Genomic DNA, 14,947 nt, shown 5'->3' on the forward strand with positions numbered 1-14,947 from the left:
ATCTTCGCGATCAGAACGTGATCTTTATCGCGTCCGCCGACCTGTTCGCCCGGCCGTGGTGCACGACCTCGATGTTGTTGCCATCCGGGTCCAGCACGAACGCCGCATAGTAGCCGGGATGGTACGGGCGCTCGCCCGGAGCGCCGTTGTCCTTGCCGCCCGCGGCGACCGCGGCGGCGTGGAAACGATCGACCGTCGCGCGGTCGCTCGCCTGGAAGGCGAGGTGCGTCCGGCCGGTGGTCACGCCGGCCGCGGCCGGCGAGTTCACGCTCGAGATGAAGAGCTCGTCGGCCCAGAAGTAATCGTCGGCCTCGCCTCCGATCGGGATCCCGATCACCTCGAAGACGGCACGATAGAACTTCTTGCTCGCCGCCAGGTCGGCCACGACGAGCTGAACATGATCGATGAGGCGCCCGCGATAGATCTCTTGAATTTCCATCGCCTCGGGATACCGCACTTCGCCCCCGGTGCAAGCGGACTCATTCGAGCTCATCTGCTCGCGGGCTGCGCGCGCCCGGGCCTTCAGCCGATCTTGAAGTTGATCGATTTCGGCCGCGTCAGGTGCAGGAATCCGAGCGTCGAGAGCGTCGCGCCCTTGCCGCTGTTCTTCGCGCCCGTCCACGGGAGCGCCGGATCCAGGGTGTCACACTGGTTCATGTAGACCGTGCCGACGTCGAGCTCGCGCGCGAGCCGCGCGGCGCGCTCGCGGTCGCGCGTCCAGACCGACGCGGTGAGCCCGAGATCGCTGTCGTTCATCAGCGCGAGCGCCTCCTCGTCGGACGAGACCGGCACGATGGGCAGCACCGGCCCGAACGACTCGATGCGCATCACGTCGAGATCGGGCGCCGTGTCCACGAGGAGCGTCGGCTCGAAGAAGCGGCCGCGTCCGTCGATCTGGGTCGCCCGGCCGCCGCAGAGCGCCTTCGCCCCCCGGGAGAGCGCCTGCTTCACCTGCGCCTCCAGGAACGCCGGCGCGTGAGGCTGCGCCATCGGACCCAGGTTCGTCCGCTCGTCGGTCGGATCGCCGAGGACGTAGCGCTTCATCAGCTCCAGCGCGGCCTCCACGAACTTCGGATAGAGGTCGCGGTGCACATACGCGCGCTCGACAGCGCAGCAGCTCTGTCCGGCGTTGTAACAGGCGCCGTCGACGATCCCGTCCACCGCCTTCTCCAGGTCCGCGTCGGCCGCGACGTAGGCGCCGTCCTTCCCGCCGAGCTCCAGGCCGGCGTCGACGGCCACCTTCTTCGATGTGGCCGCGTAGATCCGGCGTCCGCCTTCGACGGAACCGGTGAAACCGACGAAGTTGACCCGCGGGTCCGATGCGATGCGCTCGGACGTGGCGTGGTCGCAGTGGAAGGCCTGGACGAGGCCGGGCGGCGCGCCGGCCTCCGCGAACGCCGTCGCGAAGTGCTCTCCGCAGAGCGGCGAGCGCGGCGAGTGCTTGAGCAGCACCACATTGCCCGAGAGCACCGCGGGGATGACCACGTTCACGGCGGTGAGGAGCGGATAATTCCAGGCGGGCAGATTGAAGACCACGCCGAGCGGAGCGCGCACGATCCGCCGCTCGAGCCCGGGGAGCTCCGGCAGGATCACATCGGCGAGCGCGCCCTCGGCGATCGCGATCATGTGCCGGGCTCGCTTGGCCATCCCCGCGACTTCATTGCGGGATTGGCGCAGGGGCTTGCCCATCATGCGGGTGATGTCGGCGGCGATCGACGGGGTGTTGGCCTCGATGTGCTCGACCGCGCGCTGGCACAGGGCGGCGCGCTCGGCGATGGATGTGCGCGAGAAGCGCCGCGCGGCGGCGGTCGCGGTGTCGAGGAGCCGGTCGACGGCGGCCTCGTCTGCAAGAGGCCGGCGGACGGCTTCCTCGAGGGTATACGGGTTGTCGATCACGAGGTCGGACATGGCGGGGAGATTAACCCAGTTCCCTGGGGGGCCAAGCGTCGTCTAGACTCGGGGCGAATGCGCGCCACCGCGGCAGGTCTATCCGACGTCGGCAGGGAGCGGGTCCACAACGAGGACCGATACATCCTCCTCCCCGAGTTCAACGTCTACGTCGTCGCGGATGGCATGGGCGGGCACGAGGCCGGCGAGGTCGCGAGCCGGATCGCCGCGAGCGCCATCGCCGGCTACTTCCGCGAGGCGAACGGCAAGCGGCGCAAGGCGTCGACCGGCGACAGGCTGCGCGCCGCCGTGACGTACGCGAACGCGCGCATCTTCGCGCACGCCGACGACTCGCGGTTCTACCGCGGGATGGGGACCACGGTCGTCGCCGCGGCGTTCTCGCCGCGGGAGCGGAAATTCTACGTCGCCCACGCCGGCGACAGCCGCTGCTACCTCCTCCGCAACGGCGATATCTCGCAGCTGACCCGCGACCACTCGCTCATCGCGGACGCGCTCCTTGAGCGGCCCGACCTCACCGAGCGCGACCTCGCCTACCTGCCCCGCAACGTGATCACGCGGGCGCTCGGCATCGGCCCCAGCGTCGACATCGACCTGCGCGCGGAGCGCGTCGAGGCGGGTGACGTGTTCCTCCTCTGCTCCGACGGCCTCCACGGGCTCGTGGACGATCGCGAGATCGCGCGCATCGTCGAGGACAACGCCGTGCTCGCCGACGCGTGCGGCAAGCTCATCGACTGCGCCAACGAGAACGGTGGCCGCGACAACATCACCGCCGTGCTCATCCGGATCGAGGAGACGGCATCGGCGTCGTGGAGCCAGCGCCAGGGCGTCAAGAGCCGCAGCGCGCGGTAGCATCGGGCTGCGTGCGCAGGGGCCGAGAGCACGCCGCGCCATCGCGTGAGCGGCGCTGCCGCGCCCCTGCCGCCCGCAAATGGGCTGAACACAAGGGAGGTCATGCATGCGAACCAGGTGGATCGGGATGGGGCTCTTCGTCAGCGCGCTGCTCGCGTGGGGCTGCGGCGGCGAGGCGGCGCTCGGCGAGGCATGCGACGAAGCGGGCGCGGACGGCGAGTGTGAGAGCGGGGCGGTCTGCGGCAAGCCCGACGACAGCGCGGCGCTCGAGTGCCTGAAGACGTGCGTCGAGCAGACGGACTGCCCCGCGGACCAGGAGTGCAACGGTATCTCCGGCTCGGACCTCAAGGGCTGCAGGCCGAAGTAGGGGAGGGATCCCGGCGGAGCGCGGCGGCCAGCGCGCCGCGCTCAGAGCACGCCGGCGTGCGCGCGATCGAGCAGGCCGTCCATCACCTCGAACAGCCGCCGGTTGCCGTCCTGGGAGTAGCCCGCGAGCTTCTCTTCACAGGCCGGGATGGCCTTCACGAAATCCGCGACGACGGCCGGGTCGTCCAGCGAATCGGCGCCGCGGCCGAACCCCTCGCGCTCGAGGTAGCGGGCGTTGAGCACCTGCTCGAACTGGCGGCCGAGGGGGACGGCGAGCATCGGCTTGCGCAGGTAGACCGCCTCCCCCATCAGCGTGAACCCGCCGCCGGCGATGACGGCGCGGCACGAGGCGAGGTCGTCGATGAAGCCCTCCTCGCTGAAGGGGCGGTAGCGGAGGTTGCCCTCGACCTGCTCCTCCGTGATGTTCCGGCGCATCCCGTAGATGCGGCACTCGAGCCCGGTCTTCGCGAGCGTCGCCGACAGCGCGTCGTTCCCCTCGGCGGTCTGGTAGACGAGCAGGTGCTCCCCGGGGCGGCGGTTCGCGGCGATGATCTCGGGGCGGAGGATCGGCGGCACGAGCGTCGTCTCCTGCTTGCGGACCGGCGGGCGGAAGAACGTGGCGATGACGTAATGGTTGCAGAACGGCAGCTTGCTCTTCACGAACGCGCGCGTGAGCTGGAAACCCGCCTCGTGGCCGGCGAGGATCTCCGCGTCGTGGGTGCACCGGTTGATGATCTGCATGTTGTCGACCGAGAGGATCGGCAGCCGGTGGATCTTGGCGTAGAGGTACGTCCACGACTCGAAGTCGCTGACGGTGAGCTCGGGGCGAAAGTCCTTGATGAGCTCGAAGTACGCGGCGATGTTCTTCGGCGTGCCCGTCGCGCCGGAGAGCACGTTGGACCAGAGCGTCTTGCCGCGCCGCACCCGGTTCTCCTCGTAGATCATGTGGAGCCCGTGGATGCGGTTCACCCCCGCGAAGCGCTTGGACAGGAAGTCGGTCGCCCTGCCCGACGCCATGATCTCGAGCTCGTGTCCCTGCGCGAGCAGGTGTTCGATCACCACGCGCGAGCGCATGGCGTGCCCCATCCCTTCGCCGACGACGCCATAGAGGATCTTCATGACGCACGAGTGTAGCGGGGGCTCTGGGGCGTTCGGAAGGAAACGGCGGCGCCGCAACGCGTGCGGCGCGTGCGGCGGCCGAGCGCAGGCGGCGCCGCGGCGAGGGCGGTGGGCGTGACGCCCCGCCGCAGGATCTGGAGCGAGCTGCTGCCGCTCGAGGTGGTGCGGGCGCCCGGGACGCTCGCGCTGCTGCGGCGGTATGCGCTGGAGCTCTCGATCGCCGTGCGGCCGGAGACCGCGGCGGGGCTGCCGGATCTCGCGGCGGCGTGCGCGGACGCGGGGGTGGCGGTCGCGGTGTGGCCGATGATCGCGGACGAGGACGGGCGCTGGGCGAGCGCCGGCAACGCGGCGGCGTTCGGCGCGTTCGTCGCGCGGCTGCTGGACGCGCTCGACGCGCGGCGCCTTGCCGCGGCGGAGGTCGTGTTCGATCTCGAGCCGCCGATCGAGGCGGTGCGGCGGGCGCTCGCGGGGGGGCGCGGCGCGCTCGATCTGCTCGGCGGTGGGCCGCGTGGAGCCCGGGGGAGCCCGCGGTGGAGCGATTCGCAGCGCGTGTACGCCGAGCTGGCGGGCGCGGTGCACGCGCGCGGGGTGGCGACCTCGGCCGCGATCGTGCCGCTCGTCTTGACCGACGGGCGCGACGGGCCGGCATGCGGCTGGGAGCGGCTGCTCGGGACGCCCGTGTCCGCGCCGCCGTGGGGGCGTGTCGGCGCGATGCTGTACACATCGCTGTTCGAGGGGTATTCGCGCGGCGCGCTCGGCCGGGAGGATGCGGTCACGCTGCTCGCGTGGGGGTGCCGCGCCGCCGCACGGCGGTTCGGTCCGAGGGCGGGCGCCTCGCTGGGCGCGGTGGGCAAAGGCGCGCTCGGCGACGAGCCGGTCTACCGCTCGGTCGCCGAGCTCCGCGAGGACGTGGCCGCCGCGGTGGCGGCCGGGGTCTCGGATCTCTCGCTGTTCGACCTCGGCGGGGTGCTGGCGCGGCCGCCGGCCGAGGCCTGGCTCGACGCGTTTGTCGCGCCGCCGGAGCTGCGCTCGCCCCGGGAGACGCTGCGGGCGCGCGGCGTGATCGCGGCCGCAGCGCTCGTGGGTCGGGCGGCGGGCTGCGCTCGCCGGCTCACCTCGCCGTGACGGCGATCACCCGTGGTGTGACTTGCCCTGGCCGCGGTAGCGCTTCCAGTGATGTCGCTTGTTCTTGTTCTTCGGCCTGCTGTTGCCGGAGCAACCGATAGACGTCTTCTTCGAGTGGACTGACATGGACCCGTCATGGCGCCGAGACGGGGCGGGCGACAGGGGTCACGAGCTCCGGCGCGGCTCAGGACGGGCCGCCGGGCTGAGGAGGTAACGACTTCCCTGAGGGTCAGGGGGGCGCTGGCGACTTGCCAGTTCGTCGCCCATTGCCGGAAAGCTCAGACGCTCTCGCTATCGGGCGCTCTCGCGGCAGGAGGCCCCGCTGCGCTGACCGCCGTGGCCGCCTGCAGGCTCGACGCCGCCTCGGCGGCGCCCGCGGAGGCATGCCGGATGCGTCGCTTCGCCTGCACGATGTGCACGATCTGGTCGAGGATCACGGCGACGAGGATCACGGCGCCGATGATGATGAAGGTCCAGTTCGGGTCCAGGCGCCAGATGCGCTGGATGCGGTCGGCGTCCTCGTACGGCAGCTGAAACATGTTGATGCCGTTGTCGATGACGCGCATCACCGCGGAGCCGATGATGATGCCGAGCACCGTGCCTTCACCCCCGCGAAGCGAGCAGCCGCCGAGCACGGCCGCGGCGATCGCGTACATCTCGTACGCGATGCCGACCTGCTGCGACATCTGCCCGATGTACGACGCGTAACAGACGCCAGCCACGCCGCCGAGGCCCGCCGAGATCACATACGTGGACGTCTCCACCCGCTTCACGTTGATGCCGGAGTACTCGGCCGCGTCGCGGTTGCCGCCGATCGCGTAGACGTAACGGCCGAACACCGTGAAGTGCAGCGCGTAGGCCGCCACGCCGCTCACGGCGAGGAACATCAGGAGCGGATACGGGATGAGCGCGTCGCTCCCGCTCTTGAGCAGCCCGCCGTTCGCAAGGGCGAGCAGCGGCGAGCCACCGAGGCTCAGCGTGCCTCCCCCGGCGATGGTCTGCGAGACGCCGCGCAAGAACAACATGCCGCCGAGCGTGACGATGAACGGCTGCAGCTTGAGCCGCGTGATCAACAGGCCCTGGCCGAGGCCGATCAGCAGCGCCACGCCGAGCGCCACCGGAATGCCGATCCAGAGCGGGTAACCCAGGCCGCCGAGCTGGCTCGACGAGAGCTTGGCGATGAGGACGCCCGTCAGGCCGATCACGGACCCGATCGACAGATCGATGCCGCCGGCGATGATGACGAACCCGATGCCGATCGCGAAGATCCCGAGCATCGAGATCTGCCGCAGGGTGTTGATCGAGTTCGACTGCCCGAGAAAATCCGGGTTCGAGATGTAGAGGCCCAGACACATCACGACGAGCGCGATGGTCATCCCAAGCTCGCGCCTCACGACAGATCCTCCTTGTCGGCGTGCCCCGTCATCAAGGTCGCGATCCGCTCCTGGCTGAGCCGTTCCCGCGGCAAGACGCCCTTGATGCGCCGCTCGTGCATGACGGCGACGCGATCGCTCATTCCGATGATCTCTTCCATGTCCGAGCTGACCATCAAGATGGTGATGCCTTCATCCGCGAGGGCGGTCATGTGGCGGTAGATCTCGGCCTTGGCGCCGACGTCGATGCCCCGCGTCGGCTCGTCCAGGATGAGCACGCGCGGGTTCATGGCCAGCCATTTCCCGAGCACCACCTTCTGCTGGTTTCCGCCGGAGAGGTTCACGACGGGCTGACGGATGCCGGGCGTCTTCGTCCTCAAGCGCTCCACCTCCGATTCGGCGACCCGGCGCTCCGTCTCCCTGTTCAGGAAGCCCCAGCGGCTGTAGTTGCCGATGTCGGGCAGGGAGGTGTTCTCCGCGACGCTGAGCGGCAGCACGAGGCCGTGGCGCTTGCGATCCTCCGGCGCCAGGTAGACGCCGCGGTCGATGGCGTCCCTGGGTTTTCGAGGAGCAAACTCCTTGCCTTCGAGCGTCATGCGTCCCCCGAGCGCCGGCGTGACCCCGAAGATCGTCTCCATGAGCTCCGTGCGGCCCGAGCCGACCAGGCCGGCGAAGCCGAGGATCTCCCCGCGTCCTGCCGAGAAGGAGATCTGCGCGGGCGCGCCGGGCACGACGAGCCCTTCGACCACCAGCACGGGCTCGGTCGATGCACGGGGCCGCTTCTCCGGGAAGTAGTGCGCGCTGAGCTCGCGGCCCACCATCATGGAGACGATCCGTTCGCGCGTCGCTCCCGCGCGCGTGAGGTCCCCGACATGGCGGCCGTCGCGCAGGACCGTCACGCGGTCGGCCAGCGCCATGACCTCTTCCATGCGGTGCGAGATGTAGACGATGCCGATGCCGTCCGCCCGGAGCTTGCGGATGATCCCGAAGAGATGCTCGGACTCACCGCTCGTGAGCGACGAGGTCGGCTCGTCCATGATGAGGATGCGCGCGCTCAGGGCGAGCGCCTTGGCGATCTCGACCATCTGCATCTGACCGGCGGTCAACGCGGACACCGGGGTCGAGGGCGAGAGCCGCAAGCCCACGCGCAGGAGCAGCTCCCTGGCGCGGGCGGCCATGTCGCCCTTCGGCAGCGGACGGAGGAGCAGCCCTGTCGCGCCGCCTTCGTTGCCGAGGAAGATGTTGGCCGCGATGTCCAGGTTCGGCGCCAGCATCAGCTCCTGATGGATGAGCGCGATGCCGAGGCGCTTGGCGGCGCGCACGCTCTCGATAGCGACGCTCTTCCCGTCGATGCAGATCTCGCCTCCGTCGGGCTGCAGGGCGCCCCCGAGGATCTTCATGAGCGTGCTCTTGCCGGCGCCGTTCTCGCCCATGAGGGCGAGCACCTCGCCCGGCTTCAGCGAGAGAGAGACGCCCTGGAGCGCGACCACGCCGGCGAACCGCTTGGTGATCGCGCGCATCGAGAGCAGATCGGGAGCCGACGCAGCCACGCTCACTTCTTCATTTCGGCGAGCTGCTGTTTGAAGGTCGCCACGTTGGTCTTTTCGATCACGTCGATGCCGGTGTCGATGCTCTTGTTGGCCGGGATCTGGGCCTTCGCCGTGTCGGGCTTGACCGAGAGCTCATGCGCCCACTTGCTCGCCAGGTAACCGAACTGAAACGGCTTCTGGACGACCGTGGCCGAGATCGTGCCGTTCTCGATGGCCGTGAGCGTCTCCTCTTCCTCGTCGAACACCGCCGCGAGGACCTTGCCCTTCTTCCCGAGCGCCTCGATGGCCGCCGCGATGGCGGGGCCGTTGTAAGACCACAGGCCCGCGACGAGCTTCAGGTCCGGGTGCGCGTTGATGATGTCCTCGACGTTGGAGCGCGCCTTCGCGCGGTCGGTGTTGTCCTCCCGCTTGTCGACGATCTCGATGTTCTTGCCGGCGATCGCGTCCTGGATGCCTTGCAGCCGCTGCTTCGCGTTGTCCGCGGAGAGCGTGCCGACGAACACGGCCATCTTGCCGCCGTCCGGGAGGAGCTTCACGATGTGCGCGCCGAGCGCCTTGCCGGCCTCGTGGTTGTTGGTGCCGATGTAGAGCAGGCGGCTCGACGCCGGGGCGTCGGAGTCGAAGGTGATGAGCTTGCTCTTCTCGGCCACCTTGTTGAGCACCGGGACCTGATCGGCCGGCGCGATGGCGCTCACGGCGATGGCGTCGTAGCCCTGACTCGAAAGGTTCTCGAGGATCTGGTTCTGCTCCTCGGTGGTGCCGTTCGACGGCATCTTCACGTCGACCTGGACCTTGCTCTCTTGCTCATATTTCCGGACGCCCGCCTGGGCGATCTTCCAGAACTCGGACGCGTTGTTGGTGACGAAGGCGAGCTTGACGATCTTCGGCTTCGCGCCGCCTCCCTCGGCTGGCGCGGCGCCCGTCCCCTCGCTCTTCTCGTTGCACCCCGTCATCGCGAGCAGCGCCAACACGAAGGGCGCCACGACCGCCCACCCCTTGCCCCAGGACTTCGTCTCTTTCACGGCTGGTCTCCTTGCTGATTCACTTTCAAGAACGTGTCGACATCACGCGTGGCGTCGCCCTTACCCGGCCGTTGTCCCCGTGATCTGCCGCAAAGCTGGCGGCGCGTTCTTCCCACAGTGCGCCCCGGTGGCTGGGGTCTACCCTCCGCGTCCCTGGAGGCCGAACCACTCCTTGGTCTCCACCATCGGAATGGATGTGGAGGACAAAGGACGCCCGCAGGAATGCACTGTGAACGTTCACATTTTCGGTGTCAACCACGATCGGCGGGTGCTGTGCGCGCGGGACGTCACGGGTTAAGGCTGATCGAAGAATTGTCAGGACACGGGAACGCGCGGTCGCCCGGTGTGATCAGGGGCGTTGCGCCTGCCGAAGGCGCGCAGGGCCTGCGACTCGGCACATCGAGCACGCGCTGAGATGACGGCGCTGGGCGATTTCTGTCGATTGGCAGGAAGTTGCCGTTCTTCCGGTACGTGCGTTGGCGAACCTCCTCGCGCAGCGTGTGATAGGTTGGTGCGGTTCGAACATATTTGTCTTGCGGCATTGGCTTGAGCGCGCGGAGGTGCCTGTGAATCGAAGCAAGCGGTGGGTCGTCGACGCGACCTGGGTGATGTCCGTCCCAGCGCCGCGTGCCCGGATGGGGGTCGCGCTCGGCGTGGTGCTCGCGGCCGCGGCGTGCGGCCAGGAGGGCGGCGACCCCGATGCGATCGCGGGGAGCGGCGGGTGGGGGACGGGCGGCGCGCTCGCGACAGGCGGAGCCTCGGAGACGGGCGCCGGGGTCGGCGGAGCGGAGAGCACCGCGGGCGGCGGCGCGCCTGGGGACGGCGGAGCGCCGGGGGACGGCGGAGCGGCCGGGGAGGGCGGAGCGGCCGGGGAGGGCGGAGCGGTCGGGGAGGGCGGAGCGGCCGGGGAGGGCGGTGGCCCGGGCAGCGGCGGCGCGGGCGGAGCGGCCGAACGATGCAGCAGGGCCGCGGCCTGCGGGACGCACAAGTGGGCGTGCTGGCCCATGCCCAACCCGGCGGGCAGCGGCCTGCCCAACCCCGCGAGTTATACCGATGTGGGGGGCGGCGTGGTGCGCGACGACGTCACATGCCTCGAATGGCAAGAGACCCCTCCTTCCGAGGTGTACACGTGGGAGCAGGCGATCCGCTATTGCGACGACCTGACGCTCGGCGGGTTCTCCGACTGGCGCCTTCCGACGCGCATCGAGATGACGTCGATCGTCGACTTCACCCGGAGCCCGGCCATCGACAGGGGCGCTTTCCCGGGGGCGGGCGGGGGCTTCCACAAGACGTCGTCCGACTGGATCCTCACCATCCGGCAGGCCGGCGCCGGCGCGGGGCGCGACTACGCCTGGGCCTTCAACCTGAGCGACGGGATCGTCAGCAACGCCTACTCCAAGGCGACCGCGGCGAGCCTGCGCTGCGTGCGAGGCAACGGCGAGGGCGAGGCGCCGAGCAGCCCGGCCGTGGCCCCGCCCGACCAGTACGCCGTCGTGTCGCCCGGCGAGGTGATGGACAGGTACACAGGCCTCGTCTGGCAACAGGGGTATTCGCCGGCCACGCTCGCCTGGACCGAGGCGGAGAGCTACTGCGCGACGCTCGATCTCAATGGCCACGCGTGGCGCTTGCCCAGCATCCGGGAGCTCGCGACCCTCGTCGACGAGGCGCAGGTGGCGCCGTCGATCAACCGCACGATGTTCCCCGACACGCAGTACGGCGCCCGCAGCAACGACTGGTACTGGAGCTCCCACGCGGCCGTGGGGAACGCCTCGGCGGCCTGGGCGCTCAACTTCGACGACGGCTTCACCGGGTTCAACGCCGGAGAGAGCGGCAAGTGGAACCACTTCACGGCCGCGTGGGTGAAGTGCGTGCGCTGAGAGCGCCGCCACGGCCGTCGTGCTCCGCCCGGGGAGAGCGCGGCGGCGGCGGCCGGCGCCGCCGCGCCTCGTTTCGGTGGCGCGCTGCCGCCGGCGTCGGATAGCGTGGCTCGGGTGAGCCCGAGCACGCCGCCGGCGCGCCCTCGCCTCGCCGCCCACGTGCTCGCGCGGCGCCACCTGGTCGGCGAGGAGGAGCGCGTCATCCTCCACGATGTCCGCACAGGGCAGCTGCTCCAGCTCGGCCCACGGGAGTGGGTCCTGCTCTCCGCGGCCGACGGGACGCGCGACGTCGAGGGCATCGTCATCGCGGCGGCCCGCGAGGGCGCACACGCGCGTGTGCCCGCGGCGCAGGCGTTCTTCGCGGAGCTCCACGCCGCGGGGCTGCTGGGAGCGGATGATCCCGGCGAGGACGCGGGACCCTGGCGTGCCGCGACGCCCGCGGCGCCCGGGCTCGACCCGGGGGAGCGCGATCCCCGCGAGCGCCCGCTGGAGGTGCTGCCCGACTTCAGCCTGCACTGCGACGGCCGCGGGAGCTGCTGCCGGATCTACGCCTCGATCCTCTTCGATCCCGAGGAGGCCGCGCGGGCGCGGGCATTGCGGCCCGACGTGCTGAGCGGGGGCGCGCGCCACGAGCGGGCCTTCACGCCGGAGCGCGGGACGTGGCCGTGCGCGGCCTCCGTCGTGGCGATGCGCGACGGCCGGTGCGCCTACCTCGAGGGCGAGGGGCGCTGCTCGCTCCACGCGAGGGGCGGGCCCGAGGCCAAGCCGCTCGGGTGCCGCACCTTCCCGACCAGCTTCATCGACGACGGCGAGTCGGTGCGCGTCTCGGTCGCCGTGGAGTGCGCTTGCGTGCTGGCCAGCGTGGGCCGCCCCGGCGGCGCGCCGCTGCTCGATCCGCGGCTCGTCACGCGGGGGGATCTGGACGAGCGCATCGACGTCGCCCGGCTGCCCGACAGCGCGCAGGTGGCGCCCGGCGCGACCGCCTCCCGCGCCGAGGTCGTCGCCTGGTCGCGGCGCCTCGCCGCGGCTGCGCCCCCGCCCGACGTCGCCGCCGGCCTCTTCTCGCTCGCCGCCGCGCTCGAGGCCGAGGGCCTCGCCGGCGGGGCGATCGCGCGCTTCGAGCGGCCCGATCCGCTGGATCCGGCGTCGCTCGCGCCCTGGCTCGCCGCGCTCCACGGCCGCGCGGCGCGGCGGGCGCGCGAGGACGCCGCCTGGCGGAGCGAGCGGGACCTCGCCCGGAGGGCCACGCGGTGGATCGCGGACGCGACCCTGGCGCTGGCCGAGCCCGACCTGCTCGCTGCGCTGCTCCTCTCGCCCGTGCGCGCGCGCGTCGGCGACCGCGAGCGCTTCACCCTCCGCGCGGCCTTGCACGGCCACCGCCTGATCGGGGCGCTGCCGCTCTCGGCCGCGCTCCGCGATCGGGCCGTGCGGCTCGTCGTGGCCCGGGCGCTGCCGGCGGTCATTGCAGGGGAGGGCGCGGACGATCCGGCCTGCGCCGAGCCGATCGCGCTCGTGGAGGCGACGCTGCGCGGCCACGGCCTCGACGCGTACGCCGCCGAAGCGGCCATGGCCGGGTGATCGCGCGCGCGTCCGTCGAACTCGGAGAGACATCGCCTCCGATCCTGTCGATAATGCGCCCGCGATGAGCCAGCCCCCGCTCGATAACAAGACGGATTTCGCCGCGCATCCACAGCTGCTCGTCGACCGGGACGGCGAGCAGCTGGTCACGATCGTCAAGGCGAGCTTCGAGCTCCAGGACGACGGCAGCCTCGAGCTCGCGCCCCCCGAGCGCACGCGCGGAGTTCGCCTCGCCGACCTGCCCTGGGAGGAGAAGAAGCCCGAGAGCGTCGCGTACCCCGCCGACGTCTGCCTGTTCAAGCCGGCGACCGACGTGATCTTCGTGGCCACGGCGTACGCGCCGAACGGCAAGGCCGTGCCGTCGTTCGACGTGCGCGTCGAGGTGGGCCCGCTCAAGAAATCGCTCGTCGTGTTCGGCAAGCGGCTCTGGGTGGACAAGGGCGCTGCCCTCACCGCGCCGGCGCCCATCGAGCAGATCGACATGCGCTACGACCACGCCTGGGGCGGGCGGGACGACGACGATCCCGCGGCGCCCCTCGAGGAGCCGCGCAACCCGATCGGCACGGGCGTCACGCGCGCGCCGGCCTCGCTCACCCACCAGCCGGCGCCGGCCATCGAGGACCCCTCGTACCCGATCCGGACCGCGAAGACCGCGCCGCCGCCCGCGGGGATCGGGGCCGTCGGCCGGCACTGGGAGCCGCGCCGCGGGTACGCCGGGACGTACGACGCCGCGTGGCGGGAGAACCGCGCGCCGCTCCTGCCCGAGGACTTCGACCACCGCTTCAACCTGTGCGCCTCGCCGGGCCTCATCGCGGATCCGCCGCTCGCGGGCGGCGAGCCGGTGCGGGCGCTCAACCTCACGCCCGAGGGGGCGCTCAGCTTCGAGCTCCCGAAGGTGCAGGTCGAGATCGAGTTCCACGTGAAGGACCGCGCGCCGGTCGCCTTCGCGCCGCACCTCGACACCGTGCTCGTCGACCTCTACGCCACCGGCCCGCAGAAGCCGGTGGCCGTCGAGATGGTCTGGCGCGCGCACGTCAAGGCGCCCCGGCGGATGAAGGACGCGCGCGTGATCGTGCGCGAGCGGGGGCGAGCGTGAGGCCCCTCGCCGTCATGGTGGCCGCGGGCGCGGTCACGCCCGTCGGGCTGCGCTCGATCGACACAGCGTTCTCGCACCGCGCCTCGGCCGCGGCGATGCGCGAGTCCCCGCTCGTGGACGGGCAGGGCGAGCCCGTCACGATGTGCTTTCTGCCCACGCTCGATCCGCGCGTCACGGGCGCGGCGCGCGCCGTGCTGCTCGCGGAGCGCGCGCTCGGCGAGGCGATCGAGAAGCTCGGTCCCGCGGCGCGGGGGCTGCGCATGCAGATGGGCCTGTGCCTCGACGAGCACCTCGGGCAGCGGCCGCCGGGCGGCGAGGCCCCGGCGCAGCGGATCGCCGCCGAGCTCGCCGCGCGGGCGCAATCGTACGGGGGCGCGCCGGAGATCGCGGTCAAGGTCTCGACGCGCGGCCCCGCAGCGCCGGGGTACCTGCTGCCGGAGCTGTGCGACGCGCTCGCGCGAGGCGCGATCGACGCGGCGCTGCTCGGCGGCGTGCACACCGACTACGACCCGGCGCGCATCGCCGCGCTCGACGCCGCCGGCCGGCTCTTCCGGCCGGACAACCTCGACGCCCTCGTCCCCGGCGAGTGCGCGGCCTTCGTGGTCCTCACGCGCCCCGACGTCGCGCGGCGCGCGCTCCTCCGTGAGCTCGGGCAGATCGTCGGCCTCTCCACAGCGCATGAGCGGGCCCGCCCGGACAACGACGAGCCCGCGTTCCAGGCCACGGGCCTCACCGCCGCGCTGCGCGCCGCGCTCGCGCCGCTGGCCGAGCGCGGGCTGCGCGCGGGCTGGATGCTCACCGACATCAGCTTCGAGACCTTCCGCCATTTCGAGCTCCAGGCCGCGTCGGTGCGCACGCAGCAACTCTTCTGCGATCCGCAGCAGCTGGAGTGCCCCGCCCAGCGGATCGGGGCGCTCGGGGCCGCGGCCATGCCGCTGCACCTCGCGATCGCGTCGGAGGCGTTCGCGCGGGGCTTCGCGCCGCACCCGTGTGCGGTCTCCCTCGCCGGGAGCGACGGCGGGGAGCGCGCGGCGATGGTGGTCGTGGCGCCGGGGTGACGGCGCAACCTGGCGGACCAGGTCCA

At 71.5% G+C, this 14,947-nt stretch carries 13 protein-coding genes; 7 read left to right on the plus strand and 6 right to left on the minus strand.

Features of this window, described 5'->3' with window-relative positions:
* Nucleotides 1-10 precede the first annotated feature (10 nt).
* Both WMF34_RS16115 and WMF34_RS16120 read right to left on the minus strand, forming a co-directional pair.
* A complete protein-coding gene (locus WMF34_RS16115; RefSeq protein ID WP_437994638.1) occupies nucleotides 11-439 on the minus strand; it encodes a VOC family protein in 429 nt (142 codons plus the stop codon).
* A gap of 83 nt (nucleotides 440-522) precedes the next feature.
* On the minus strand, nucleotides 523-1,908 hold the full coding sequence (locus WMF34_RS16120) for an aldehyde dehydrogenase family protein (RefSeq protein ID WP_437993815.1): 1,386 nt from the start codon (nucleotides 1,906-1,908) through the stop codon (nucleotides 523-525).
* Nucleotides 1,909-1,965: 57 nt separating this feature from the next.
* Between WMF34_RS16120 and WMF34_RS16125 the strand changes: the two genes are divergently transcribed.
* Both WMF34_RS16125 and WMF34_RS16130 read left to right on the plus strand, forming a co-directional pair.
* Nucleotides 1,966-2,757 carry a Stp1/IreP family PP2C-type Ser/Thr phosphatase gene (locus tag WMF34_RS16125; RefSeq protein WP_012235727.1) on the plus strand — a complete coding sequence of 264 codons (792 nt, stop codon included), beginning with the start codon at nucleotides 1,966-1,968 and terminating at the stop codon, nucleotides 2,755-2,757.
* A gap of 106 nt (nucleotides 2,758-2,863) precedes the next feature.
* Nucleotides 2,864-3,124: a hypothetical protein gene (locus tag WMF34_RS16130; RefSeq protein WP_437993816.1), complete on the plus strand. Its 261-nt coding sequence runs from the start codon at nucleotides 2,864-2,866 to the stop codon at nucleotides 3,122-3,124.
* A 41-nt stretch (nucleotides 3,125-3,165) separates the two neighbouring features.
* On the opposite strand, the gene WMF34_RS16135 is transcribed toward WMF34_RS16130, so the two are convergent.
* The gene (locus tag WMF34_RS16135; RefSeq protein ID WP_012235729.1) at nucleotides 3,166-4,242 is read right to left on the minus strand and encodes a glycosyltransferase family protein; all 1,077 of its coding nucleotides are present in this window, start codon (nucleotides 4,240-4,242) and stop codon (nucleotides 3,166-3,168) included.
* A 69-nt stretch (nucleotides 4,243-4,311) separates the two neighbouring features.
* Between WMF34_RS16135 and WMF34_RS16140 the strand changes: the two genes are divergently transcribed.
* Nucleotides 4,312-5,367, plus strand: coding sequence for a hypothetical protein (locus WMF34_RS16140; protein WP_437993817.1), 1,056 nt, complete (start codon nucleotides 4,312-4,314; stop codon nucleotides 5,365-5,367).
* A 278-nt stretch (nucleotides 5,368-5,645) separates the two neighbouring features.
* Here WMF34_RS16140 and WMF34_RS16145 read toward each other — a convergent pair whose 3' ends face one another.
* From WMF34_RS16145 to WMF34_RS16155, 3 genes are read right to left on the minus strand one after another with little or no spacing between them, the layout of a single operon-like run.
* On the minus strand, nucleotides 5,646-6,761 hold the full coding sequence (locus WMF34_RS16145; protein ID WP_157906701.1) for an ABC transporter permease: 1,116 nt from the start codon (nucleotides 6,759-6,761) through the stop codon (nucleotides 5,646-5,648).
* Nucleotides 6,758-8,260 carry a sugar ABC transporter ATP-binding protein gene (locus WMF34_RS16150; protein ID WP_044968560.1) on the minus strand — a complete coding sequence of 501 codons (1,503 nt, stop codon included), beginning with the start codon at nucleotides 8,258-8,260 and terminating at the stop codon, nucleotides 6,758-6,760. The genes WMF34_RS16145 and WMF34_RS16150 overlap by 4 nt, the downstream gene beginning before the upstream one ends.
* Nucleotides 8,261-8,292: 32 nt before the next feature.
* Entirely contained in the window at nucleotides 8,293-9,312 is a 1,020-nt protein-coding gene (locus tag WMF34_RS16155; RefSeq protein WP_012235733.1) for a sugar-binding protein, read from the minus strand.
* Nucleotides 9,313-9,878: 566 nt separating this feature from the next.
* Between WMF34_RS16155 and WMF34_RS16160 the strand changes: the two genes are divergently transcribed.
* From WMF34_RS16160 to WMF34_RS16175, 4 genes are all read left to right on the plus strand, one after another.
* A complete protein-coding gene (locus WMF34_RS16160; protein ID WP_437993818.1) occupies nucleotides 9,879-11,189 on the plus strand; it encodes a DUF1566 domain-containing protein in 1,311 nt (436 codons plus the stop codon).
* 114 nt (nucleotides 11,190-11,303) lie between these two features.
* A complete protein-coding gene (locus WMF34_RS16165; protein WP_437993819.1) occupies nucleotides 11,304-12,767 on the plus strand; it encodes a YkgJ family cysteine cluster protein in 1,464 nt (487 codons plus the stop codon).
* 64 nt (nucleotides 12,768-12,831) lie between these two features.
* The gene (locus tag WMF34_RS16170; RefSeq protein ID WP_012235736.1) at nucleotides 12,832-13,863 is read left to right on the plus strand and encodes a DUF2169 family type VI secretion system accessory protein; all 1,032 of its coding nucleotides are present in this window, start codon (nucleotides 12,832-12,834) and stop codon (nucleotides 13,861-13,863) included.
* Nucleotides 13,860-14,921: a beta-ketoacyl synthase N-terminal-like domain-containing protein gene (locus WMF34_RS16175; RefSeq protein ID WP_437993820.1), complete on the plus strand. Its 1,062-nt coding sequence runs from the start codon at nucleotides 13,860-13,862 to the stop codon at nucleotides 14,919-14,921. The genes WMF34_RS16170 and WMF34_RS16175 overlap by 4 nt, the downstream gene beginning before the upstream one ends.
* Nucleotides 14,922-14,947 lie beyond the last annotated feature (26 nt).

The sequence above is a fragment of the Sorangium sp. So ce145 genome (assembly GCF_051525985.1).
GTDB lineage: Bacteria > Myxococcota_A > Polyangia > Polyangiales > Polyangiaceae > Sorangium > Sorangium cellulosum_B.

Coding starts and splice junctions, on each gene's coding strand:
- WMF34_RS16115 (WP_437994638.1), bottom strand. CDS start 439: ATGGAAATTCAAGAGATCTATCGCGGGCGCCTCATCGATCATGTTCAG.
- WMF34_RS16120 (WP_437993815.1), bottom strand. CDS start 1,908: ATGTCCGACCTCGTGATCGACAACCCGTATACCCTCGAGGAAGCCGTC.
- WMF34_RS16125 (WP_012235727.1), top strand. CDS start 1,966: ATGCGCGCCACCGCGGCAGGTCTATCCGACGTCGGCAGGGAGCGGGTC.
- WMF34_RS16130 (WP_437993816.1), top strand. CDS start 2,864: ATGCGAACCAGGTGGATCGGGATGGGGCTCTTCGTCAGCGCGCTGCTC.
- WMF34_RS16135 (WP_012235729.1), bottom strand. CDS start 4,242: ATGAAGATCCTCTATGGCGTCGTCGGCGAAGGGATGGGGCACGCCATG.
- WMF34_RS16150 (WP_044968560.1), bottom strand. CDS start 8,260: ATGCGCGCGATCACCAAGCGGTTCGCCGGCGTGGTCGCGCTCCAGGGC.
- WMF34_RS16170 (WP_012235736.1), top strand. CDS start 12,832: ATGAGCCAGCCCCCGCTCGATAACAAGACGGATTTCGCCGCGCATCCA.